General features: G+C 47.9%; 18 protein-coding genes. 10 read left to right on the plus strand and 8 right to left on the minus strand.

The window, feature by feature from the left end; all coding sequences use genetic code 11:
• Positions 1-33 precede the first annotated feature (33 nt).
• The 3 genes from HWI92_RS02040 to HWI92_RS02050 all read right to left on the minus strand — a co-directional run bounded on the left by HWI92_RS02040 (position 34) and on the right by HWI92_RS02050 (position 5,675).
• The gene (locus HWI92_RS02040; protein WP_229248698.1) at positions 34-936 is read right to left on the minus strand and encodes a hypothetical protein; all 903 of its coding nucleotides are present in this window, start codon (positions 934-936) and stop codon (positions 34-36) included.
• A 200-nt stretch (positions 937-1,136) separates the two neighbouring features.
• On the minus strand, positions 1,137-2,633 hold the full coding sequence (locus tag HWI92_RS02045; protein ID WP_204660548.1) for a RagB/SusD family nutrient uptake outer membrane protein: 1,497 nt from the start codon (positions 2,631-2,633) through the stop codon (positions 1,137-1,139).
• Positions 2,634-2,651: 18 nt separating this feature from the next.
• A complete protein-coding gene (locus HWI92_RS02050; RefSeq protein WP_204660549.1) occupies positions 2,652-5,675 on the minus strand; it encodes a SusC/RagA family TonB-linked outer membrane protein in 3,024 nt (1,007 codons plus the stop codon).
• Between the two features lie 340 nt (positions 5,676-6,015).
• On the opposite strand from HWI92_RS02050, the gene HWI92_RS02055 reads away from it, so the two are divergent.
• Positions 6,016-7,185 (plus strand): LacI family DNA-binding transcriptional regulator, encoded by a 1,170-nt coding sequence (locus HWI92_RS02055; protein WP_204660550.1) that lies wholly within the window; start codon positions 6,016-6,018, stop codon positions 7,183-7,185.
• A gap of 77 nt (positions 7,186-7,262) precedes the next feature.
• Here the strand turns inward: HWI92_RS02055 and HWI92_RS02060 are convergent, their stop codons facing one another.
• Both HWI92_RS02060 and HWI92_RS02065 read right to left on the minus strand, forming a co-directional pair.
• Complete coding sequence (locus HWI92_RS02060; protein ID WP_204660551.1) at positions 7,263-9,899, minus strand: ABC transporter permease; 2,637 nt, start codon at positions 9,897-9,899, stop codon at positions 7,263-7,265.
• Positions 9,896-10,222 carry a PadR family transcriptional regulator gene (locus HWI92_RS02065; protein WP_204660552.1) on the minus strand — a complete coding sequence of 109 codons (327 nt, stop codon included), beginning with the start codon at positions 10,220-10,222 and terminating at the stop codon, positions 9,896-9,898. Before HWI92_RS02065 ends, HWI92_RS02060 begins: the two co-directional genes overlap by 4 nt.
• Positions 10,223-10,592: 370 nt before the next feature.
• Between HWI92_RS02065 and HWI92_RS02070 the strand changes: the two genes are divergently transcribed.
• From HWI92_RS02070 to HWI92_RS02080, 3 genes are all read left to right on the plus strand, one after another.
• Positions 10,593-10,931 (plus strand): PadR family transcriptional regulator, encoded by a 339-nt coding sequence (locus HWI92_RS02070; RefSeq protein WP_204660553.1) that lies wholly within the window; start codon positions 10,593-10,595, stop codon positions 10,929-10,931.
• Positions 10,928-13,591: an ABC transporter permease gene (locus HWI92_RS02075; RefSeq protein ID WP_204660554.1), complete on the plus strand. Its 2,664-nt coding sequence runs from the start codon at positions 10,928-10,930 to the stop codon at positions 13,589-13,591. Before HWI92_RS02070 ends, HWI92_RS02075 begins: the two co-directional genes overlap by 4 nt.
• A gap of 182 nt (positions 13,592-13,773) precedes the next feature.
• Positions 13,774-14,442, plus strand: coding sequence for a hypothetical protein (locus HWI92_RS02080; RefSeq protein WP_204660555.1), 669 nt, complete (start codon positions 13,774-13,776; stop codon positions 14,440-14,442).
• Positions 14,443-14,645: 203 nt separating this feature from the next.
• Here the strand turns inward: HWI92_RS02080 and HWI92_RS02085 are convergent, their stop codons facing one another.
• The 3 genes from HWI92_RS02085 to HWI92_RS02095 all read right to left on the minus strand — a co-directional run bounded on the left by HWI92_RS02085 (position 14,646) and on the right by HWI92_RS02095 (position 18,928).
• Entirely contained in the window at positions 14,646-17,051 is a 2,406-nt protein-coding gene (locus HWI92_RS02085) for an FtsX-like permease family protein (RefSeq protein WP_229248700.1), read from the minus strand.
• Between the two features lie 268 nt (positions 17,052-17,319).
• The gene (locus HWI92_RS02090; protein ID WP_204660556.1) at positions 17,320-17,823 is read right to left on the minus strand and encodes a hypothetical protein; all 504 of its coding nucleotides are present in this window, start codon (positions 17,821-17,823) and stop codon (positions 17,320-17,322) included.
• Positions 17,824-18,067: 244 nt separating this feature from the next.
• Complete coding sequence (locus HWI92_RS02095) at positions 18,068-18,928, minus strand: carboxypeptidase-like regulatory domain-containing protein (RefSeq protein ID WP_229248702.1); 861 nt, start codon at positions 18,926-18,928, stop codon at positions 18,068-18,070.
• 353 nt (positions 18,929-19,281) lie between these two features.
• Between HWI92_RS02095 and HWI92_RS02100 the strand changes: the two genes are divergently transcribed.
• From HWI92_RS02100 to HWI92_RS02125, 6 genes are all read left to right on the plus strand, one after another.
• Complete coding sequence (locus HWI92_RS02100; RefSeq protein ID WP_204660557.1) at positions 19,282-19,824, plus strand: hypothetical protein; 543 nt, start codon at positions 19,282-19,284, stop codon at positions 19,822-19,824.
• Between the two features lie 115 nt (positions 19,825-19,939).
• Positions 19,940-21,016 carry a sensor histidine kinase gene (locus tag HWI92_RS02105; protein ID WP_204660558.1) on the plus strand — a complete coding sequence of 359 codons (1,077 nt, stop codon included), beginning with the start codon at positions 19,940-19,942 and terminating at the stop codon, positions 21,014-21,016.
• A 77-nt stretch (positions 21,017-21,093) separates the two neighbouring features.
• Complete coding sequence (locus HWI92_RS02110; protein WP_204660559.1) at positions 21,094-22,191, plus strand: sensor histidine kinase; 1,098 nt, start codon at positions 21,094-21,096, stop codon at positions 22,189-22,191.
• Positions 22,192-22,202: 11 nt separating this feature from the next.
• Positions 22,203-22,991, plus strand: coding sequence for a LytR/AlgR family response regulator transcription factor (locus tag HWI92_RS02115; RefSeq protein ID WP_204660560.1), 789 nt, complete (start codon positions 22,203-22,205; stop codon positions 22,989-22,991).
• Positions 22,992-23,355: 364 nt separating this feature from the next.
• Positions 23,356-23,748, plus strand: a complete 393-nt coding sequence (locus tag HWI92_RS02120; protein WP_204660561.1) for a hypothetical protein — start codon at positions 23,356-23,358, stop codon at positions 23,746-23,748.
• A complete protein-coding gene (locus HWI92_RS02125; RefSeq protein WP_204660562.1) occupies positions 23,741-25,081 on the plus strand; it encodes a hypothetical protein in 1,341 nt (446 codons plus the stop codon). Before HWI92_RS02120 ends, HWI92_RS02125 begins: the two co-directional genes overlap by 8 nt.
• The last annotated feature ends 354 nt before the right edge of the window (positions 25,082-25,435 follow it).

Consider the following 25,435-nt stretch of genomic DNA (forward strand, 5'->3'; position numbering starts at 1 on the left):
GTATTTAAGAGTTGGTCAGGTGTTTTCATGCGTTTAGTTTTTTGCCAGTATTTGGTTGATCAGCGCGGTTTGTTCCTGGTTTGCATTGGGGAGTGCAGCTTTCAGATTGTCTGCCAGCGGGCTCGTGAGCGGGATGTTTGCCAGCTTTTTCAGTATCGTGATCTGCAATGGATAGGCAGCTTTCTGATAACTTTCCCAAAGCCAGAGTTGCCTTGCTTTGCTTTCGAAGAAGCGGTTATTTACATGCTGCAAAGCATACTTGGCCGTAAAAATGTTTTTGCCGGAAATGATCTGCTGCAAGTCCGGTTCAAAGGATTTTGATACATTTCCGTCCTGGTCCACCACTTTTTCCATTGCCCAATATTGGTAATGGAAATTGTTGCTGGTCAGGAAACTGTGCAGCAGCTTGTCGTCGGTGTAGCTTTCGATGATCTTCCGCATTTCGGGTACCGCTTTTCCATAGGCGATTTGCCAGAGGGTGTAGCAGGTGTACACTGCACCGTCGATCACCTGATTTTTAATGGTCTTCAAGGTTGCGCCGGCTTTTACATCCACGGAATCTGTCAGGTCTTCGGTGCCTTTTGCGATCAGATCTTCCATTTTCAGTTCGGCAAAAATGGAGTTGGGCTGCGCGAGAATATCCTGCAACTTCTGGTAATCCTCTTCCTTGAACTCGTCGTGATCCACTTTGGTGAGCACTTTGTTTTCGGGAAGGTCGTACCGCATATAGTTGCCAAGCAAATCCCAGTAGAAGTTGATATACACCGGTTTGCATTCATTGGTGTAGCAAACCGGCGTGAAAATGTTCCTGAAAAAATACTGCGGCCTGCCCTCGTCGTCCAGTGCAAGTTTCAACGTATAATTCAGCGTGTCGCTTTCCACAATCCTGAATTCCCTCACCCGCTCATTCCGCAGAATGAAGGAAGGATGATTCAAAAAAAGTGAAAAGAAAAAAGCGATAGTCAACATATCGTATTCACATTCATCATAGGTAAAAACACGCCAGCCCCTGAGCTTGCAAGCAACATCCACTCATTCAATGATTCAGTCATTCAATCATTCAATCATTCAATCATTCACTCACTCACTCACTTCCTCACTCGCTCACTCACTCCCTCACTCACTCAAAACTACCCCTACCTCCACGCCGGATTCTGCTCCAATTGCGGATTTGCATTGATCTCGTCCTGAGGAATCGGGAAGAATTTGTTTTTGGCCTGAGCCGGGCGTGATGGATACACGGAGTTTACCGCTTTGGGTACTACATTGAGAAACTTGTCTGTTCTCGTAAGGTCATACCAGCGGTCGCCTTCGGCAAACAGCTCCCACGATCTTTCCTGGATCACAGCGTCAACAAATGCATCTTTGGTCAATCCTTTTGCAAGGTCTGCTAGGCCGGCTCTTGTGCGGACTGCATTGATGTACTCGTAAGCTTTTGCCGAAGGTCCGTTCAAACGCGCCTCTGCTTCTGCGGCAATAAGGTAAATATCCGCCATGCGCAGAATAGGAATGTTGGGGATCAGACCTGTGCTCGAAACAGGATCCTGGTATTTTTTAATTAAAACCGCATCCGTAGTAATCGGCGTAATGCTTTTCTGCGGAACCCATTTACCGGATTTATCGATGAACGTGGTGTCCAGTAATTGTCTGCGCTTGTCTTTCGGATCAAATGAATTGAAAAACGACATATAGGCGAACATGGAACCATAGGAGGTTTTGGCATATTCCACCCCCGCACTGCCGACCGGACCGGCCAGACTGGTAAGCTGGTGTCCATTCCCCGGCGTGATCGGGTCCGCTTCATAAGCCCAGATATTCTCCTGGCGGGCTTCATCTTCTTTTAAGTAGCTGAAAACATCCATTACATTCGGCATGAGTCCGTATTTGCCGGACTTGATCACAGCCTCTGCCTTTTCCAGCGCCTTCGCCCAATCCTGGTTATAAAGTGCAGCTTTGGCATAGAGTGCATCTACCGCTTCTTTGGAGGGCCGGCCTTTTTCATTAGCAGGGTAGGAGACAAGCCCGGCTTGTCCCGCCTCGTCTAGATCGCTGTAAATCTGCTTGTAAACATCGGCAGCCGCACTTTTGGGGGCGTATGCCTCGGTTTCTGTTACGCTGGGCTTGGTTTTTACAACTACATCCCCGAAGTTCTTGGTGAGTGTCCAGAAGTAAAAAGCCCGCAGGAAATAGGCTTCTCCCAAAATCTGTTTCTTCCGCGTCTCGTCCATTGTGGCGTCCGGAACTTTGGTAATGATCCAGTTGGCTCTTTCTATACCGTTATAGGACGATATCCAGAGCTGCTGAGGCGATTCGTTGGTGCGACCTGCACTTTTTTGAACGGTATAAGTAGGCTCTACGGTGAATAAGGTCAGTGAATTGCGGCCCACCACGCCACGCGGATAAATCTGATCCGCGCTGAAATCGGGTACCATGGTGGCAGCCGGACCGCCGTAAAGACCGCCGAGCGCATCGTAAACGGACAACAAGCCTTTTTCAGAATCAGAAGCCGTTTTGTAAAATGACTCAACGAAGATTGAAGAGTACACTTCTTCCTCCAACTGGCAGGAACCGGTTCCCAGTGCAAGTGCAACGAGGGGAAGGAATTTCTTGAATGTTATTTTAGAAAGTTTCATGATGTAAGGGTTTAGGGCTTAAAAAGTAAGCTGAATGCCTCCCAGGAATGATTTCGACTGCGGGTACACGAGGTTGTCAATTCCGATGGTGGTGTTGGAATTGGCATAAGTGTTCACCTCCGGATCAAAGCCGCTATATTTCGTAAATGTGAACAGGTTGTTGCCGCTCACATACACTCTGATCCTGCTGATCCCCTTAATCGCAGGCAGCGTGTAGCCCAGCATCAGGTTTTTGAAACGCAGGTACGAACCGTCTTCCACCGCATAGGAAGAAATCGGCAACCGGCCCGCCACGGCAGGACTTACATACTGATTGCTTGGATTTTCAGGTGTCCACCGGTTTTCTACACCCTGGAAAAGGTTGCGCTGACCCAGCGGGTTTTCAAATGAAAGCCGGCTCACGTTGTAAATGTCATTTCCTTCTGTACCTGAGAAAAAGGCGCTCAGGTCAAAGTTCTTAAAGGTAACATTGGTAGAAAACCCGTAAATGAACTTGGGATTCGGATTGCCCGTAATGATCTGGTCCGCAGCATTGATCGCGCCGTCATTGTTAAGGTCTTTCACTTTATGTCCGCCCAACCTGCCGTCGTAGCCCGGGATTATTGCTTCGCCGGTCTGGTTGATGCCGTCAAAGACGTACGTTTTAAATACACCCAGCGGCTGACCCACTTTGAGTACCGTATAATTTGTGATAAATCTTTCGTCAGTAGTGCCGCCGTCGAGATCCAGTACTTTGTTCCGGTTAATGGTCAGGTTTCCGTTAATGCTCCATTTCACCGGACCGTCGAGCAGGTTGGCACTGGCTGCAATTTCAAGTCCTTTGTTTTCCAGAGAACCATAGTTACCGGTAATGCTGCTGTAACCCGATGAAAGCGGCAGAGTTTTGATGTAAAGCAGGTCTTCGGTTTTCTTGATATAGTAGTCCACGATCAGCGAAAAGCGGTTATTGAGCAGGCTCGCGTCGATACCGATGTTGGTTTGTGTCGATTTCTCCCAGCGCAGATCCGGGTTTGAAATGCCCGAAGGACGGATAGCCGTGAAGTAAGTGTGGTTGATATCATAGCCGCCGCCCGACTCTACGGTTGCGAGTGACTGATAAGGATCGATTCCGCCCGCATTTCCCGTAATACCATAGCTGCCGCGCAGTTTCAGGTCCGAAAGCCAGTTTACATCCTTCATAAAAGGCTCCTCAATCAGGCGCCACGCTGCTGATACGGCTGGAAAAAATCCGTATTTGTGATTGGCCCCAAACTTGCTGGAACCATCCACCCGCGCAGTTACGTCAATAAAATACCGGTCTTTGAAACCATAATTCACCCGACCCATGTAAGAATCGAGGCGCTGCATGTTCCGCGAACTCGATACAGTCCTGTTCAATGCGAGTTGGAGCGCTTCGTTCCTGGTAGCATCGTTGGGGAAACCTGTCGCATTGATCTGGTTGCTGTTGTATTTTTCAACCTGCGTGGCAAACAAACCCGTGAACTTCAAACTGTGGTGATTACCGATCTTGGTACCATAGGAAAGCACACTCTCATGAAGCAGACCTAAAAAGTTGGAGTTGAATTTGGCGGCAGTTCCCGAATTATCGTTGCGGTCTTTGGCAGCGATAATGGAAATAGGCAGGTAGGTATCGTTAATCCTTGAATCGATATCCGCATTGAAAGACGCCCGGTAGCTCAGTCCGGGAAGGATCGTGTATTCTCCGTAAATGTTGATCAATGCACGCTTGATATTGCGTTTCCGCAAAATAGACGTGTAGTTCAATGGATTGATCACCTCACGGTACTGACCGTTACCCTGTTCTGCAAATGGGAAAATAGAGCCGTCTGCCTTGTAGGGCTGCAAAGTTGGGGGTGCACCTACGGCAGCTCCCAGTACGGTTCCGGTCACAACACCGGCGTCGCCCACATTGGTACTGCCGGCTTCAATCCCGTTATTATTGGAAAAGCTCCCCATCACGCTGGTACCTACACGCAGTTTCTTGCTGACGTTATGGTCTACATTAAGGCGGTAAGTGAAGCGCTGGAAATCTGAATTAATGATCACACCATCCTGATCAAAGTAGTTAGCCGAAAGCGAAAGCTGTGTCTTCTCAGAACCTCCGCTGATCGTGAGCTGGTGGTTCTGGATCGGCGCTTTCTGGAAGATCAGATCCTGCCAGTCAACCCCTTCTCCCAGGCTCGCAGGATCCGGGTAGGCGTTGTTTTTGAATGTTTCATTTTCAAGCTGCGCAAATTCAGCTGCATTCAGCACATCCAGTTTTTTGGTTACCTGCTGTACGCCGTAATAACTTTCGATTGATACATTGGTTTTGCCTGCTTTCCCGCGTTTGGTAGTAATCAGGATAACCCCATTGGCCGCGCGCGCTCCGTAAATCGCCGACGCAGAAGCATCTTTCAAAACCTCAACCGATTCGATATCATTGGGGTTGATGGTAGAAAGCGGACTCACATCATTAATCCCGCCGCTATTTGAGATCTGAATTCCGTCGATCACGTAAAGGGGTTCTGCATTTCCATTGATCGAGTTTGTACCCCGGATCCGCACGCTGATATTACCGCCGGGAGAGCCTGAGTTTTGGTTGATCTGCACGCCCGAAACGCGGGATTGAAGTCCCTGCGCCACATTTGTGATCGGCAGCTGCGTAAGTTCGTCTGACTTTACCGAAGCAATGGATCCGGTAGTCTCCACTTTCCGCTGAGTTCCATAGCCTACCACGACTACTTCTTCCAGTGATTTGGCGTCGACTTTCAGGATTGCGTCTATTGTTGATCGGTTGTTTACCGCAACTTCTTCTTTCAGGAAACCTACAAAAGAGAAAACCAAAGTAGCATTCGCAGGCGCTTCAACGGAGTAAGTACCGTCGACGTTGGTAAGCGTGCCGACCTGCGTGCCTTTCACGGTAACGCTGGCGCCCGGGACACCTTCCCCTTTTTCGTCGGTGACTTTTCCGGCGATCGCGCCTGATTGGGCGAAAGTAATCTGTGTGAGGCTCAGCGACAAACATAGGAGCCCGAGCAAAATGCGTATTTTTTTCTGCATATGAAGGAATATAGGGTTGGAATGGATAACGGAATAATTCAATTCAGGTCAGATTTCTCTCATATGTAAGCACTGCATAATTGTGAAATGCAGCTTTTAATCTGATGTGATCTGGGCCTTTTTGAATGAAATTAAACAGCAGCAATGCCGGAATCAAGGCGGTTTAAACCTAATCCAATCTCAAAATTGCTCAAAAACTATCGGGAACGTTTGCGAATACGTTACCGATATATGGTTTTACAAACTAATAATATGATAATTCTTTATTTTTGTAGAGAGATAGCGGAGTGAGCGCTGGTTGGGTGATTTGAAACGGCTTTATTTAAATAGTACAATTAGGATGATAAAATGCGTAAAGTGCGGAGAGGTGGAGGGGATCATGAAAGCAGGGTACGTGAGAGGCAAGCAGCGTTTCCTTTGCAAGCCTTGCAACTACTATTTTACGATCCAGGAAAACGATGTATCTGCGGCGGTTCAGCGGAAAAGAAAACGGCATCAAACCACAATCATTGATATTGCGAAAACACTCGGAGTTTCCAACTCCACAGTCTCGCGGGCACTGCACGGCCATACCGATATCAGTCCGGATACCCGGCAGGCGGTGCTGGATACTGCTGCGCTGCTCGACTACCAACCCAATCAGCTGGCCTACAACCTCGTGAAAAGCAGGACGAATACGATCGGGATGATTGTGCCGGAGTTTCACAATCCGTTTTTCCCGAATGTCATCATCGGCGCCCACGATGTGCTCACAAAAGCGGGTTACAACCTCACCATCATGCAATGCAATGAATCGTACCAGGTTGAAATTTCAAATACGAAGGCGATGCTGGCGAACAGGGTAGATGGGCTGCTGATCTCACTAACGCAGGAGACGAACAACTTTGATCATCTGAATGTGTTTGAAAAAAGGGGCATTCCCCTGATTCTCTTCAATCGCGTTTGCGAGCAGATCGATGTGCCTAAGGTAGTGGTCAATGATTTTGAATCTGCTTTTATGGCAGTGGAGCATTTGATACTGAATGGATATGAGCGAATTGCGCACCTTGGCGGGCCCCTCACGCTGCTGGTAAGTCAGGAAAGATTACGGGGCTACCGGGCAGCAATGGAAAAACACGGTAAAAGCATTGAAAACCACATGGTTATTCAGGGTATGCTAACCCAGCAGAAAGCGCGGATTTACGGACAGTACCTGCTCGACCTGGCGGAACGCCCCAATGCCATTTTCGCTGTGAATGATTCGGCCGCAATCGAAATCATGCTGATCGCCAAGGAAAAGGGGATCGGTATTCCTGACGAGCTGGGTGTGGTAGGGTTCAGTGATAATCCGGAGTCGGCTTACATCGGGCCGGGATTAACCACGATCCGGCAGCCGACCCTGGAAATGGGGCAGACAACAGCCGAATGGATTTTACAGCTGGTGGACGTGGAAGAGCTCAGCTTCAGCGGGCGAAAAGTGCTGAATACCGAGCTGATAGTCAGAGGATCTTCCATGCGGAAGGGTATTTAAGGCATAGGCGCGGGTATGCCGGGAACCTTGTCCGGCCGGGCAAGTTACAGGGAATGAAAGTGATTTTGCGAGATGCATTACTCATTCTGTAAGCTCTTGACAGGGTTGAGTAATGCAGCCTTTACTGCCTGAAAGCTCACGGTGATCAGTGTGATGACCATGGCGCCGAAAATTGTCACCGCAAAAATCCACCAGGAAATGGTAATCCGGTAAGTATAATGTTGCAGCCAGTCATGCATTACATAATAGGCGATGGGCATCGCGACCAGACATGCAATGGTTACCAGGATCAAAAAATCTTTGGAAAGCATTTTCCATAGGCTGGCCACAGATGCGCCCAGCACTTTGCGGATGCCAATCTCCTTCCGGCGTTGTTCGGCAAAGAATGATGCAAGCCCGAAGAGGCCCAGGCAGCTGATGAAGATGGCCAGGGATGCAAAGGTGGTAGCAAGCTGGCCGATCCTTTCTTCGGTACGGAACTTTCGGTCGTATTCCTCACTGGCAAACTTGTATTCAAAAGGGCTGCCGGGATTGTACTTCTTAAAAACGGGTTCAAGCTTTGAAATGGCATCTGCCGCAGTGAGTGCAGGATTTAGTCGTATGTGTATGAACGACGCCCAGTCTTCCCGCAGCATGAACACGGCAGGCTGAACAGGCATGAACGGTGATCCGGTGATGATGTCATGGACCACTCCAATGATGGTATATGCTGCCCCGTTCCATTGAACACGCGTGCCAACGGCCTCTTTGAGCCCCATGAACCTGGCGGCACTTTCGTTGATGACCATGGCCAGGCTGTCCGTCGGAAAGTCGGGTGAGAAGTCGCGGCCTTCCCTGATTTGCCAGTTGACCGTCCTGCCATATTCATGGGTGATACCAACTGTGCCCAGGTCACCCAGCTGGGCGGGGTCTTTACCAGGCCAGCTGAAACTGGCGTCGCTGCTCCAAACCTCGGCGGCCGGACTTGATGATTTTGCCAGATTTATGGCCGCGCCGGTTTGTAGCAGATCGTGCCGGAATGCCCGGGAAGTGGCCAGCAGATCCGGCGTGTTCATATCAACAGACAATAACCCCGACCGGTCAAAACCTACCGGCCTGTTTTTGGCATGGCGGATCTGGCCAAGCACAACCAGCGTTCCTATCACCAGGGTGATCGATACCGTAAACTGGACAATAACCAGCGTCTGGCGGGACAGTGCGGCGAAGCGCCCGGCTTGCATCCGCAGCGAGGCACCGGCCCCCGTGAGGACTTTAACGGGCCGGAAGCCTGACAAGTAGAGCGCCGGATAACTGCCGGCCAAGATGCCCGTCACGAATGTAAAGCCCAAGCCGATCAACCAGCTTTGGTGATCACCCCACGGAAAAGTAATCTGTTTGTCGGCAATATGGTTGAACCACGGAAGCAGTACCTGTACCATTAACAGGCCCAGCACAAATGCGAACATGGCAACCATGATGGATTCGCTCAGGAATTGCGCAATCAGCTGGCTGCGTCGTGATCCGACTGCTTTGCGGACGCCGACTTCTTTGGCCCTTTTTTGTGAACGCGCGGTGGATAAATTCATGAAGTTGATGCAGGCCAGCAGCAGTACAAACCCGCCGATGATGCCAAACAGCCATACAAACTGAATACGTCCGCGAACAGCCGCGCCATTTTCCCACTCGGAATGCAGGTGCCACCTGCTCATCGGGTGCAGAAATGCTTTTGGGTCAAACCGGGCTTCTTCTTTGGCATGCCGGGCTTTGATCTTCTCTATTTTGGCACTTACCTTTTCAAAGGTGGTATTCGGTGCAATCTGCACGAGCAACAAAAATGAATTGTTACTCCAGTTGGTTTCTGACCGCTTCACCCAGGGTGTTTCCGCCAGAAAGTACTTCCAGGGAAGCAAAAAAGTTACGTCACGGAACTCGGTATTATAGGGCAGGTCTTCATAAATGCCCGTCACCTTAAAATAGTCTTTGCTGTCAACCCTGATGGTTTTATTGATTGGATCCTCCCCGCCAAACAAAGCCTCTGCAACTGATGCTGAGAGCAGGGCAGAGGAAGGGTTATCAAGACCAGTGGCTGTACCCTTGATGATCCGCAGCGACATCATGGAAGGAAAGTCGGGCTCTACGCAGTTGCCTTTTCTGGAAATTTTCTTTTCACCCGCGGATAAAATATGGTCCTCCGTCCATGAGGACGATGCAATATGTGTGAATTCACCGGCGTGTTCACTTTGTAAAGCCGCCCGCATGGGAAGCGGAGTGGCAAGCGTCGTGCTGGTGGTACCATTGTAGCTTTGGTGCTGCATGACGCGTGCGATCCGGTCGTAATGATGGTGGTATTGATTGTAGGAGAGCTCGTCCCACATCCAGAGTCCGATCAGGATAGCGGTGGTCATGCCAACAGACAAGCCCACGATATTAATAGCGGAGTAAGTGCGGTTTTTGGCAAGATTGCGGAAGGCGATCGTGATGTAGGTTCGTAACATATCGGTATGGCTTGGGTTTGGATACGCATCAGGTTTACTTTTCAGCAATGAAGGCCGCAGCAGGCTGAACACATCCTGCACATATCGCCACCTCGCCTGGCGGAGCCCCGATAATTTTACCCGCATCTCAAACAGCTCGGTCAGGTCACCTTCCATTTCATTGGCCCGGTGTGCGGGGCAAAAGCATTGTAAGAGCCAGGTTGCCCACCTGGGTGGGATATTTTGCTTTGGCATGCTCATGACCAGGCAATTTTAGGAATGGTCTCCCACATCTGGTTGCGCAGCTGCCTGATTTCCTCCAATGCCCGCCTGCCCGCTGCCGTTACTACATACAGCCTTTTACTGCGACCGCCGCGCTCCGGTGTAGCGCCACCCATTTCCGATTTGACAAGTCCTTTTTCTTCAAGACGGTAGAGCGCAGTGTGTACGGCACCCAGGTTGACGGTCCGGCCCAGCTGCTGTTCAATTTCATGGACTACCGCTGCTCCATAAGCATCGCCCGTCCGGATGGCCACAGCCAGTAAAACCACTTCTTCAAATTCACCGAGGTAAGTGCCTTTCATCGCAGTATATTAGTTATGTAAATGTCAAACAAATAACCTGCCAGTGTAATAAAATGGCTTTATGAAGCAGGAGCGGTAGTTTTTCGGAAAGTAACTGTTCACGAGTGCACAATATGGCGTTCGGTTTTGAACGGTTATGATGGTATTCCAGAACAGGAATAAGAAGGAGAAAAGCCGAGGGGTATAGCATTCTGAGAACATTTGCAATTTGCTCAATAAACTGTCACAGTAGCGAACATTCAGCTGTCCGCTATCGGACATGACGAAACAAGTGTATCAGGTGTAAGTAGCTACTATACAGCCCATTGCTTGTCACTACATTTCCTGGCGCGACAATTTGATCAGCAAAAATAGAAGTTATAAGAAACCTATGAAGCGGACCTATCTAGGGGAGTTTGAAGAAATCGTTTTACTCACCGTCGTCGTGATGGAGGGACAGGCGTATGGCGTGGTGCTGATGCATGAGATCATCCAACAGACCGGCCGGGATGTAAGGCTCAACCAGGTTCATTCGGCTTTGCAGCGGCTGGAAGAAAAGGGGATGGTGAAATCGGAAATGGGAGAGCCTACGGCCGAGCGGGGCGGCAGACGCAAGAGACTCTTTAAAGTAACTGCTTTCGGGCAGCGAACCCTGCACGAAATCCAGGAGGTGCGCGTGAATTACTGGACAAAAATCCTGAACCCGTTAAAGCTTTCCACCCAGTTATGAGCAACCACGACAAACTTCCCGACCTGCCGCCATGGGCCGACAAACTGCTTCGCTTTTTTTGTGCGCCGCATTTGCTGGAAGAAATACAGGGCGATCTGCACGAAGCATTTATCCATAAAGCCGAAAGTGCCGGCATCAGAAAAGCCCGCCGCGACTACTGGCGGGAAGTGCTGGGATTTTTTAAACCCAGGTATATCCGGCGAAAACAAGCAGCCGGCCAATGGAATCATGATTATTCTTCCAAACCTTTTTTCGGTATCGATATGCTAAGAAATTACTTAAAAATTGCATTCAGGAACCTGGTGAAGAACCGGGGTTACTCGGCCATCAATATTGGCGGCCTGGGCCTGGGCATGGCTGTCGCGATGCTGATCGGATTGTGGATCCACGATGAATTTGCTTTCGACAAGTACCACAAGCATTACGACCGCATTGCCAAGGTCATGCAGAAAGGTGCTTTCAATCATGAGGTTTTTTACAACGAGTACATGCCCGCGCCGCTCGGAAAAGAGCTTGAAGTAAAGTTTGCGGACGATTTTGAACATGTCGTCATGTCGTCCTGGACCAGCGAGCATATCCTGGCTTATGCAGACCGGAAGTTTACCAGAAAAGGAAATTACCTGGGTGCCGAAGCGCCTGATTTGTTTTCCCTGAATATGAAACAAGGCACACGCGCCGGACTTAAAGACCAGAACTCAATCATGCTGTCTGAATCTGTTGCGCGAGCCTTATTTGGTACAGAAAATCCGATGAACAAGATCGTCAAGCTGAATAACAGTATGAACCTCAGGGTGACCGGGGTCTACGAGGATCTTCCCTATCATACCGAGTTCAGGGACCTTTCATTTATTGCCCCATGGAGTTTGTATGTTGCCACGCAGAACTGGGTCAGAACGGCGATCGAAAACAATGAGTGGAATAACAATTCGTGGCAGACGCTGGTACAGATCAGTCCCAACTCAAACTTTGAAACCGTTTCGGCAAAAATCCGGAATTTAAAGCTGGAACATGCGCCCGAAACTGCCTTCCTAAAACCCGAGCTTTTGCTTCAACCCATGCAAAAATGGCATTTGTACAGTGGCTGGGACAAAGCCGGGAACCTCGACGGGCGGATCCGGTATGTCTGGCTGTTTGGCATCATCGGAGTTTTTGTGCTGCTCCTTGCCTCTATCAACTTCATGAACCTGAGTACGGCACGCTCGGAGAAACGCGCCAGGGAAGTAGGCATTCGCAAAGCCGTCGGATCGTACCGTACGCAGCTGATCAAGCAGTTTTTTACAGAATCACTCCTGGTTGTGACGCTGGCTTTCGTACTTTCTGTATTGCTCGTCATCGTGATTCTGCCTTTTTTCAACGAGGTAGCTGACAAAAAGATCGAATTTCCGTTTGATAGTGCCTGGTTCTGGCTCTCAGGAAGTGCATTTACCCTGATCACCGGCATTTTCTCGGGAATCTATCCTGCCATTTATCTTTCTTCCTTCCAGCCCATCAAAGTTTTAAAAGGAGTCATTAACGTAGGCCGTTATGCTGCCATTCCGCGCCAGGTACTGGTGGTTTTGCAGTTCACCGTTTCGGTTACCCTCGTGATTGGTACCCTCATTGTTTTTAAACAGATCCAGTACGCCAAAAACCGGCTCATCGGGTATGACCGCAGCGGGCTGATTACCGTCAACATAAATACGCCCGAATTATACGGGCATTACAATGCATTGAGAAGTGATTTATTGAAAACGGGGGCCGTGGCAGATATGTCGACCTCGTCCACGCCGACAACGGATATGAACTCTTCCAATGGCGGATTTGACTGGGAAGGGAAGGATCCGAATTTCAAGGAAAACTTCGGGACGATTGGAGTGAGCCATGATTTTGGTAAAACAGTCGGCTGGAAATTCATTGCGGGCCGGGACTTGTCACGGGAATTTGCTACGGACTCGTCGGGCATGGTACTTAATGAAAAAGCCGTGCATTACATGGGCCTGAAACACCCCTCTGAGGTTGTCGGTAAAATCATGAAGTGGAATGGAAAGCCATTTACCGTGGTAGGCGTAATCAAGGATATGGTAATGGATTCGCCCTTTCAGCCGGTTTATCCTACGATATTCATGGCCAATTACAACTGGGCGAATGTGATCAACATCAAGCTGAACCCACAGGAATCGGCAGCCAGTTCGCTGGCAAAAGTCGGGGCTGTTTTCAGGAAGTTTAATCCGGGGAGTCCATTTGATTACAAGTTCACCGATCAGCAATATGCACTGAAATTTGCAGCAGAAGAGCGCATTGCCAGGCTCGCTTCTGCATTTGCGATCCTTGCGATTGTGATCAGTTGCCTGGGTTTATTCGGGCTGGCTTCCTTCACAGCCGAGCAGCGCACCAAGGAAATAGGCGTCCGGAAAGTCCTGGGTGCGTCGGTAGCAAATCTCTGGGCATTGCTCTCGGGCGATTTCATAAAACTGGTAGTTGTATCCTGCGTGATCTCGGCGCCAGTTGCCTATTACTTCCTGCATGCCTGGCTCTTGAAATATGAATACCGAACTGAAATATCCTGGTGGGTTTTTGTCGCTGCGGCATCAGGTGCCATGCTGGTTACCATGCTCACAGTGAGTTGCCAGGCCATCAAGGCTGCACTCCTGGATCCGGTGAAGAGTTTAAAAAGTGAGTAATCATTTGTAAACCGAAGCTTCCGCACTTGCCTGATTTATTCTGGAAAAAGTAAGTGGTATATTGGTTAGAGTATTTGGTTTATTAAGCCTGAATATGGAAAAGAATTTCAATTTTAGCCGGGCATTAAAAATTCTTTTTAAACCTATAAATATTTAATCAGACGCAGCCAATTACCCTGTCAATGAAAAAAGAGCTATCTGTTTTTCTATTCATTGCATTAATACTCTCTGGATGTACCAGTCAGCCAGATATTACAATACATTTTAGTTTAAATTCAGATTCAGTAAAAAGATCCCTTAATGTTCATTTTGAAAATCATACGGAAAGTGATCTGATGATTTTAAGTCTGGGTAGCATTATAAAAGTAGAAAGCAAACATCCCTGTGGATCCATCAGGCTTGATAATTTTACGAAAATAAGCTCGCATAAAGATGGTGATTGCAGTACTAATATGGGTCAAAAGCTTTTTGTGTTTTATGAAATTGTGCCCTTTGATAAAACTGACTATCTACGACTTAAAAACGAAATGACGAACTTACCATGGTTTAAGGATAGCAAGGAGTTATTCACTTATATAGATTCTTCTAAGAAGGATGAAAGTGCGTTTCCAGCCTTCATTTTGATAAAGGCTGGAAGTAGTACATTGGTTAAGTATACTATCCAGAGTTCTCTATCCGAAATTGACCACGGAAGTTATCAGGTATTCTGGGCGGATCAAAAAGAAATAGATAAAACGTTATGGCCTCAAAATAGTAATAAATATAAGCTGGGTGATGCTTTGTTAAAAATCAAATCATTCAAGTATAACACCGGACTTATAGCTTGCGAGCCCTTTATATTTAACCTGTAAATATTATTTGCTAAATAATGCTTTAACAAGCTCAGGTAACTCCTGGAACACAGCTATACTGATCAAATCCAGTTAATCAGTTGCCCCTGTAATATTTTTTTAGAACAATATTTTTCGTCAAATACGCAGTAAGAAATTTGCCAAAAGTAAGGTCCGGCATCTGGCATTGTCGGGATGATTTTAGGCTTAAACTCCCTTTACATTCAATCCAGCTTAATACTTTTGACCGGATTCATAGTTGCGGCTTTCCAGGTTTGCAGCCATACCAGCAGGCTGATGACCCCGCCGCAGCCCAAGGTGATGCATGTGAAGGTCAGCCAGTCCGGTGCGATGCGGTAGTTGAAGTTGGCAAGCCAGTTGGTCATGACGAATGCAGCCAGCGGAAGTGCCAGCGCGGAGCCGATGGCGAGGATGATCAGGAACTCCCGGAGGAACAGGAGCGACACACTCGTGGCCGAAGCACCCAGCACTTTTCGGATCCCTACTTCGCGCGTGCGCCGGGCCACGTTCAGCGATACCATGCCTGAAATCCCAAGCACAACAATGACGATCGCGAGCACCGTGGCAAGCCGGGCGGCTTTTTGCATCCGGATCTCGGCAACATACATTTTCTCGATTGTCTGGTCGAGGAACGTGTATTCAAATGGCGCGTCAGGCAGCAGTGTATGCCATTTTTCTTCCAGTTCCGGCAGTGCACCGGCCGGATTTCCGTTCAGGCGGAAGGTAAGATATCGGTAAATATTTACTCCCCGCAAATGCAGGAATGCCAGCGGTTTGATCGCCTGGTGCAACGATTCAAAATGGAAATTATCGGTCACGCCGGCAATAATGAGCGGGTCGGAGAAGCCGTGGAGCCGCACCTGCTGACCGACAGCCGCCGCCGGAGACGCATAGCCCAGCGAGCGCATGGCCGCACGGTTAATCACGATTTCGGCCGTTTTTGCATCCTGTGCAGGATTTTGCAAAAAGCGACCGGCCAGCATGTTGATCTGATACGTTTCGGAAAACTTTTCATCGGTCGTCAGGATTTGCGCGTGTACCGCCTGGGCACTGTCGCGGCCGGCATTGTAAATGCCCGTCTGCCGGCCTACGTTCCCGTTCGGTATTTCGTAGGAAAGGCTTACCGCATTGACTGCGTTCAAACGGGCGAATTCATTGCGTACGGATTCACTTTTCGCTACACCCGCCGGTGTCCAGTCGCGCGGGACAGCTACGGATACCAGTGCTTCTTTGTTGAACCCCGGATTTTTACCTAAAAAATAATGAACCTGCTGCGAGATGGTCGCTGCAGAGGCAAAGACGAAGAGCGCAATGCTGAACTGCGTGCCAAGGAGCACGCGCCGCATGGCTTTATGCTCTCCCACGGACCGCAGCAACCCTTTCATGGACTGAACCGACGGGATGTTGGACAGAACCAATGCCGGATAAATGCCGGCCAGCAAGCCCGTCACGATCGCAAAAAGCAGGGGAACCAGCAGCGCGTAGGGCAGCAGCGTGCCCGGTCGCGGAAGTTCTTTGCCGACTATCTCGCCGAATGCACCGGCAGATACAACATACAACCCGACCGACAGGATACACGCAATGCCGGCCAGCGTAATCGCTTCCGCAAGGAACTGGAACAGGAGCTGGCGCTTCTCGCTGCCAAGTACCTTGCGCACACCGATTTCTTTCAGTCGGGATGATGCATTCCCGATCGAGATGTTCACAAAGTTTACCACCGCCATCAGCAGGATAAATGCGGTGACAGCCAGCAGGGTGCTGATCATTTTCTGGATCAGATTGTTGTTGGCAGACCTGTGGTACTCAGTAAGCGGGGTGAGGTATATGCGCAAGTTTTCAACCACCATCGGGGAGGCGTGCGTGGCTAGTAGTTGCTGGATCGGCTTTTCAAGATCGTGCGGGTTGACGCCTTTTTTCAATTGCAGGTAGCTCACCATGTACTGGAAATCCCAGTTGTCTGTCACATCGGCGCGACCTTCGAGTGAGCCGAAAGGGATGAAAATTTCTGACGGTTTGTCAAACAGGTAGGTAACCGAATTGACCGGAATGTTTTTGAGCACTGCTGACACCATGTAAGCCTGTTTGCCCCCATTGAAGTTGTGCAAAGTCAGCGTACGACCCACCACATTGGTACTGCCAAAATATTTAAGGGCCTTGTTTTCAGTCATCATCACTGCATTCGGCGCCGACATGGCGGTATTGGCATCGCCGTGCAGCAGCGGAAACCGGTACATGGAAAGCAGGGTGGAGTCGCCCGTTTGTACGTCTTCCCGGAAATGCTTGTCGCCCTGCGAAACCGCCACGGTAATGGCGTCGTACCGGTAAAAGCCTGCGACCAGATTCGGATAGTCAGCGCGCAGCTTTTCGCCCAGCGGAGCCAGGGTTGTCAGGTCCGTTCCCAAATCCGGATTTTTCCACTCACTCCTTATGATATACTGATTTTCAGGTGCATGCAATAACTTGTTGACCTGCAATTCCTGATAGATAAAGCTCGCAACCAGGTAGCTGAACGTAATCCCGATCGCCAGCCCCAGAATGGTGAGAATGGAATACAACTTCTTCCGGAGCAGATTGCGCCAGGCAGTTTTAAAGTAGTTTTGAAGCATCATATCAGGCGTTTGAGCAAAACAAAAATAGGAGGGGAGCCCTACGCTGATATTCACTTAACGTTTTTTAACAGAATGCGGGAGGGTTGTGCGGGTCAAGTTTTCCGGTGACTTCGGCAAATTGCGAGAGGGTATTCCTTCCTTAATGGTTTTATACAGGCTGACATGACATTTCCAGCTGTTATTTTAAGTGCCGGAAGCTTTGCTGATGGTGATTATCTGTATTTTATCAAAAGTAAAAAGTAGGCAGATTTACTTCGCTCTCATCTAATTACAATACCTGGTAAGTAAATTGAATCGTTGTATTAGGAGTAACTTTGGGTACAATGGCAAAAACATAGCTGGTGATCGTCTCTGGTGTGGATGCATACTTCAAGTTAGCATCAATAATCAGCTTTTTCTTCTGGCAATCTGCTTCAATATCCAGCTGTGTAACACTGGCTACTGTTTCCAGATTGATACTTATGACAATTAGACTTTTAGATTTGAAGTCAACCTTTTTCCGGAGATAGGCGATATGTACCAGTTTGTATAACTCGTCATTATCCTGAATGATTCTGTACGATTGTTTTTGCTGGCCAGGATCATATAAATATGCTCTTGGATTGAGTTCGTCATTCAATAGCTCAAATGCAACTGCTCCATCCTGGCAGGAGTAAGTATAAGGTGCATCGCTTTTGCAGGAAGTAATTAGCACCATAAATAATCCGGCCCACAGGAGTATTGCCGGAAATGACAAGCAGTTTTTCTGTTCCGGCATTTTGAGTTGCAGCATATGATTGCATATTTATTCAGTGAACTCAAATGTATTTAGAAATAGTATGGTCGTTACCATGATTATTTCCACCTGGCCAGTTTATAACGTACTCAATATATACGTTGGTGAATGAAAGTATTGTTCACCAACGCAATTGCATAATCATTTTGAAAGCCGAATGCTTGGTTCGAGAATACTTTATTTCAAAATACTCAAAAGGATCACCTGGATTTGTATTGTTTTACAACAGCATGTCCGGTATTTATCTTTGGTTCGTAAAGCCCAGCCCGATTTCATTTGCCCGGTACGAAGCCTCCATTCCCATGAAGTCGATGGTTATTTCATCGTGGTATTCGCTTTCATTCCATGCATCACGTACGCCTAACTTGTCGCCGGACGGCTTGTAGATAGCGGTAACTTTGTACCGGCCTATCGGGATGTCATCGATCCGGTTATGGTTGTTTGAGCCGCTTTTACCGCCCTGTAACGTCAGGGTTTTGCCGGTCGAGCCGTCAATCAGCGGGCCCACGGGCTGGAAGGTAAATGCAACATTTTCGGTATCGTAGATGTCCGAATTGATGTCGCGGTAGATTTCGGCTGAGCCGCCATAGTACAAATCGACACTTTTGTTGGCAGTGCGCCCCTGAATTCTCCATTCAAAGTTTCTGACGGGCTTTTCTTCTTCTGTAAACGATTCGGTATTGTCCGGGTGCAGGAACATTTTATAAACCCGGTCATGGTATTCCGTCAGCGTATAGGCACGTACCGTCCACTGGCCCAGGCCCGATACCATCGCGAGCTGATAGTCGCCGGTTGACGACGAGTTTACCTCTGAGCCCCGGTTTTTAAATACTGTATTTTCAATGAAAATGGTCGCTCCGGCCAGTCCGCGGCCTTTTTGGTCGGTAACTTTTCCGATCAGGTAACCCGCTTTGCCGCCTGCTCCCGTTTCATCCGGCTCAATCCCGCTGGTTGTACACGACGTCACCATCAGGGTTAAGCTGAACATCAGTAATGCAAATCTGAAAAAGGGGGCGTGTTTTCGGGCTGAAGCAGGCTGGTCCGAGAATGTACGGGCGAAAGCGGGAAAAAGGGATTGTGTTACGGGTGAAATTGTTCTCATGGCTGACAGTATTTTCTTTTAAAGTTTTATTTTGAGTGCAAATGTGGAATGGGCACGACTCCCCGGCGAACTTTTGCCGGCTGGTCTGAAATATTTGCAGCGTGACCTGCCAAAAGGTCTGTCTGAACTGCATTTTGATAATCAAAGCACAAATAGTCCATGGAAACCCGTCCGGATGGCGGTTGTGACTGCGCGGTATTGTAAAGCGCTCCAATTCAGCCGCGTTTAGGTGCAATCCGGTCAGCGATGTTGCCATTTGGTACCCTAATTACTTTCGTCAGCCATGCAGGACGCGCCAATTTTGATGTGTTCAAACAACCAGGTGTGAAGCGCCTTTAACAAAACAGATCGCTATGAAAACAAACTTACTTGCCGCCGTCGCCCTGCTGGGTGCACCGTTTATGTGCATCGGCGTGTATGTCGAAGCCTACAACCTCGAACTGAACCAGCCCTGGTGGACAGGTGTATGGGGGCTGATTTACATCACCGGCTGGCTCGCCGGAATGGAAGCCATGCGCCGGCTCGCGCTTACTGGGGATGATCTTTTTGGCTACTGGGTGGTCCGGATCGTCATGGTGACGCTGGTCATCGCGGATATTTCGAATGTTTGGCAGCTGATTGCCCCCGCTTACAAGCCCTTTTTGTTCTGGGCACTGGATATTTGCTGGCCGCTCAGCCATGTGCTGATGCTGGCAGTAGGAGCGGCCACGATCCGCGCAAAAAAGCTGGGCGATTACCGCGCCTGGCTGCCGGTGGCCATGGGATTATGGTTTCCGCTCACAATAATTTTAAGTAAAACATCCTTTGTACTGCATTTTTCAAATATTTACTCGCTGGTTATCTGGACGCTTATGGCATTCATATTAATGCAGCAAGCCAGGCTGCGGCATGGCTGAGCATGTTGGAAATTTTGTCTTATAGTTATCAAACAATTTTCCGGAAATATTTCAAACATAATCCCGCGGAGTTTAGATTAGAGTTTGTAAAACCTTCCATGCAGCCCGCTCCGAAATGACCACCATCCGTCAATATATCGAACGCTTGCGGCCGTCTTTTTTCAGCCGGCAGGAATGGTGGTTTAATGTCGGAATGTTTGCGGTTTGGGTACCGTTTGGTAATTATTTTTACTTCGGCCCCAGGTACCTTTCGGATATCCGCGTGTTCGTTGCAGGAAGCCTGGGCGGACAAACCACCTATGCCATTTCTATTGTCGTACTCACATTGATCGTCCGGCGGATCATTGCGCTGTATCCTTCCTTCCGGCAAACTTTTGTGCGCACGCTGGTCATGATGCTGATGGTCGGGATGGCAGTTATCGCGCTGAGTTCCATATTCCTGTGGGTATTCAGCCTGGTACCAGTACTGGAAATTACATTCAACTGGCAGGTACTCTGGCCGATTTGGCTGCTGGATGGCGTTTTCGTATTTATTTTCAGCGTCGGGCTCAACCTGACCTATGCGTACCAGCAATGGAAAGCCGAGCAGATCGAAATCGAATCGTTGAAAAGCAAAGTACTGGAACAGCAGATTGACGCGCTGAAACAAAAAGTTAAGCCGCATTTCCTGTTCAACAGCCTCGACTCCATTTCGGCATTGATTCATGAGGACGGGTTTCTGGCCGAGCGGATGGTAGACAATCTGGCCAGAGTTTACCGGTATATGTTGCAAAGCAGCGGGCAGGAACAGGCGCTGCTGACCGACGAGCTGCATTTCATTGCCGCCTATGCCAGCCTGCTCCGGGTCCGGTTCGGCAGCAGGATCCGGATCGATTTACCCGAAACCACCCTGAAACCAGCTGCCTTCATCCTGCCGCTGAGCTTGCAGGTGCTGATCGACAACGCATTGAAAAACAATACCATGCTGCCATCCATGCCGCTGGTTATCGAGATCTTGATCCATGAAGAGCAGGTTACGGTTAGAAATTCACTGCAAAGAAAACGCCTCGTACTCCATCACGACCGCCACGGCCTGGGCAACCTGATCCTGCGGTACAAAATGCTGGCGGCAGAGCCCGTAGTGGTAGCGGAAACAAGCCAGACTTTCAGTGTCACCCTGCCACTGCTGCATGTGATCCCGACGATTCAGTAAGTAAGAAGTGCAATTCAGCAGAAAGTACTTCTGATCCGGGGAATCAGCGGATACATTGCGCCAGCTTTAAAACAGTTATGCTTTCACAACACACAACCAGCCTGAATGTACGGTACCGCCCCTCCATGCAACTGAAGTGGCAGGTACTGATCCTGTTTCCCTGCATGGTTCCGGTCATGGGCTATTTGCTCCTGGGGCAGGCTTACTGGGATCGTACTGCTACGTTTTTGTACGCTACGGTTATCAATGCAGGTTTTGCCCTGGTGTGCCAGCTGCTGCTCGACTATGTGTCGCAGCGGGTACCCGCCTACTTGCCCGGCCTGCAGCAAGCCGGGGCGAGGATATTGCTGCTTTTTGTATTATTCTCGGTTATCAGTTTGGTCCTGGTGGTGATACAGATTGCGGTTTATACGCACGGACATTTGTTCGGGTTTGCAGCCAGTGCAGCGCGGATCAAAAACCTGTTTATTGCGGCCGGGGTCAATAACCTGATTACGCTCGGCATATTTGAAAGTTTGTATTCCCATCAGAAATGGCGGGAAAACACGCTGGAAAAGGAGCAGTTGAAAAAAACCAATCTGCAAAGTCAGTATGAGGGCTTGAAAAATCAGATCAATCCGCATTTTCTTTTCAATACCTTAAACTCGCTCTCGTCACTCATTCTGGAAGAGCCCGGCCGCGCCGAGGCATTTATCAATGAAATGGCCAATGTATACCGGTATCTGCTGCAATCGAACGAGCGCTCCGAAAACGGCAGCGAGCTGACTTCCCTAGCCAATGAAATCGTGTTTATCCAGTCCTATTTTCATTTGTTAAAAACGCGCTACGGCCAGGGCATTTCTTTGCAGGTTGATATTCCGGAGCACATGTACCATTATTTACTCCCACCACTGTCCCTGCAGATGCTTGTCGAGAATGCCATCAAGCACAATGTGATCCATACCCAAATGCCCCTTAACATCGTGATCTGCCTATCCGACGACGACAGGCTGGAAGTCCGGAATAACCTGCAGCCCAAAAATTCACGTGTGCTCAGCAACGGTGTAGGCCTGTCCAATATCAGTGAAAAATACCGGCTGCTGGCCCAGCAAATGCATATTCCGGGGCGGGAAGCCCCCAGCGTGGTGGTAACCAGCAGCGAGGGACAATTTGTGGTGAGCCTACCTTTGCTTTAAATATGTAACCCATGAAAGTACTGATCATTGAAGATGAAGAACTGGCCGTAAGGAAGCTGCAGCGGCTGATCAACGAAACAGATTCCACGCTGCACGTGGAGGGCGTCACCACCAGTATTGCCGATTCGGTATCCTGGCTGAAAACTCATGCAGTTCCCGACGTGATCTTTATGGACATCGAGCTGGCGGACGGGCAGTGCTTTGAGATTTTTGAATACATTGACATTCACAGCCGGGTCATTTTCACGACTTCTTATGACGAATATGCCTTGCAGGCATTCAGGGTCAACAGTATCGACTACCTTCTCAAACCGATCCAGCAGGAAGATCTCGGAAGAAGTATCCGCAAGCTGAAAGAACTGTCCGCGCAGACATCGGAAGCGGTCGCAGCCGGCCCGTCTCTGGACATTGAAAAGCTGCTGCGCGAGTTGCAGGATGGGCATACGACTCAGGCACAGCGCTACCGGAAGCGATTTCTGGTGAAGCAGGGCGCCAAACAGTTTTCTGTCGAAGTAGCTGAGATCATGTATTTTTATTCGGATGAAAAAATCAGTTTTTTCCGGACACTCAGGAATCAGAAGTTTCTTGTCGATTATACGATTGACGAGCTCGCCGCGCTGCTCGACCCCGAACATTTCTTTCAGCTCAACCGGGGATTGATTGTCACGCACCACGCAATTGAAAACGTTCAGCCATATTTCGGCAACCGGCTTGCCCTCACCCTGAAGCCCGCCTTTGAGCGCGAAGCGGTTGTGAGTCGCGAAAGGGTAAAGGAGTTTAAGACCTGGATGGGGAGGTAGGAGGGTGGCAGCAGAGAACGAAGTTTTACAGCTCCTTCATGAAAGGTTTGTTCGTTAAGTTTGTAAAAAGTCAGGTTGTGTCATCTCGAACATGTTCTATTGCTAAATTAAACATGGAAATGCATGGTATAAAGGAATTAATACGTTGTATCGAAGTTCGTAGATATTAGTTAATATTTGCTATATACTGATTAATATTGCTGGTCTAGAAATTATTTTCATCTATCTAAACTATTGGTTTACATAGATGAAAACCTTTATTTACAGCAGTCTATATAGAAATTGTCAGAAACTGGTATATTATACTTGCAAGAAAGTCTGGGTGTTCCGAATTAAATTCAGTAACTATACTAACATCATTAAGGTGAAACGAATTAAATTAGTCAATGCAGTTTTAATTGGAAGTATCCTTGTGCTTTCTGTGACTTTCATAAATAAATTCAAACAATTTAATAGTACTCGGCAAAGGAATGATATAGATAGTCTGGCAAATCTCCTGCATTCATTTGATCCTGAAATCAAACATGGAGCAACTATCGGGTTTATAAGTGATACGTCCGCAGGTAAGTTGGCTGATTTACATTTTAAAGTTTCATTTGTACTCGCTCCTATTATAGTTGCAGATGGTTTTCAGGATACCATGGTAGCATTAAGTGTCAATCATCAGACTCCAAAAACACCATCCGGTTACCATGTGATTAAAAATGTATCGCTGGGAAGATTCAAAGCAAGATTAATATGTGTGAACAATGATTGACATGTTGATGATTTTGCTGCCTTTTATATTGATGGTGCTAAGTCTTACAGCATTAGCCTATGATTTGGGCAAGCATACGAGGGAAATATCAGTACTCATTTCTTTTACAATTTGTATTGCTCTTTGTTCCTGCTCGTTTTATACCTCAATGTTCTTTCAATCGACAAATCATGAGGTGATTATTCCGGCTATTCTCATCATTCTTTCATCCATTATACTGATATTACTAAGATCAAGAGTAGCTGGTGGTGAGAAAATAGAGAACAAAAAAGCTTTGACACATCACTTAATCGTTGTGATAGTTAGTTTGTTAGCTACCATTAGGCTTATAAAGTTTTCTCACCATTGGGGTGATTGGGATGCATGGGCTATATGGAATGTTCATGGTAAGTTTCTGGCTTATTCTGAACATTGGACTAATATGTTTTCACCTCATCTGGCGAGCAGCCATCCGGATTATCCACTGATGCTGCCTACGTTGCTGGCTTTGGGTTTTAAAAGCTTTGGTGTTGAATCTGCGATTGTACCATTGATACTTGCTTGCGTAATCTTCTGCGGTATTATTGCGGCAACCTACTATCACCTTACTCAAACACGCGGATTTATAGTAGGAATTGGTGCTGTAACTATCTTGCTTCTGGATAAAGATTTTGTCAGAATTGCAGCGTCTCAGTATTCAGATACCCTCTTGGCTTTTTTTATTCTGGTTTCCCTGATCTTATACCAACAGCGTTCCTTCTCAGGCAGACTTAATTATATATTGTTGGGCTTTTTGGTCGGGTCATGCGTCTGGATAAAAAATGAAGGACAACTGTATTTCCTGATATTTACGCTTTTCTTTATTTTATACGAGAGGAAATGGATTGGTACGAAGTGGTATTTTGTTGGAGCGCTGGTTCCCATTGCTGTACTAGTACATTTTAAACTTTACCTTGCTCCTTCCAATGATATTTTCAATCATAACAGAGACTTGTCGGTATTTCACCTTGTGACGGATGTTCAACGCTACATTATCATTTCTAAAACAATGATTTTGACTTTGCTGAAATATTACTGGGTGATTTTACTGCTTTCTGCCATATGCATATTCACGAGGAAACAAATTCTTAATAACTTTTCCCTATTGGTTTTAACGGCATTGCTACTTGGCTACTGCGCAGTATACCTTATTACTCCCAATGATCTTCAATGGCATTTGAATCAATCAATTGACCGCCTGATTCATCACGTATATCCGTCACTTCTGGTGGTTCTGCTATCTACCCTTACCGCTGATGTCCCAATTGAAGTTGAGAACCTGTTTCAAAGAAAGTCCAGGATTGCAGGCTCGTAATTTTGAATAGTTAAAGTGTATTTGCCAGATTTTATTTGTGAGAAAAGTCATCCTCCGACAGCCTGAGATCCAAGCGATTCAAATTGTAAGAGCAGTGCCGGAACCATCGTGGAAGCGGATTGCTGTTGCAAAAAGGAAGTTTTCACTCCCCCCCACGATTCACTGGCATGATTTTAAACAGGCAACAGTAGTAGAGTAAAACTTCATTCAACAAATTGAGTTATGGAAGCCATTTCAGAATCCACACAACAATATATCAGCACCAATCCTTTTTCTGCTAAAGATAATCTTAGAAGTCAGTCTCTGGCAAAATCAGGAAAGCGTCCGAGAATTCAGAAGCCAGTTTATTCCGTA

The organism is Dyadobacter sandarakinus (genome assembly GCF_016894445.1).
GTDB classification, from domain to species: Bacteria; Bacteroidota; Bacteroidia; order Cytophagales; family Spirosomataceae; genus Dyadobacter; species Dyadobacter sandarakinus.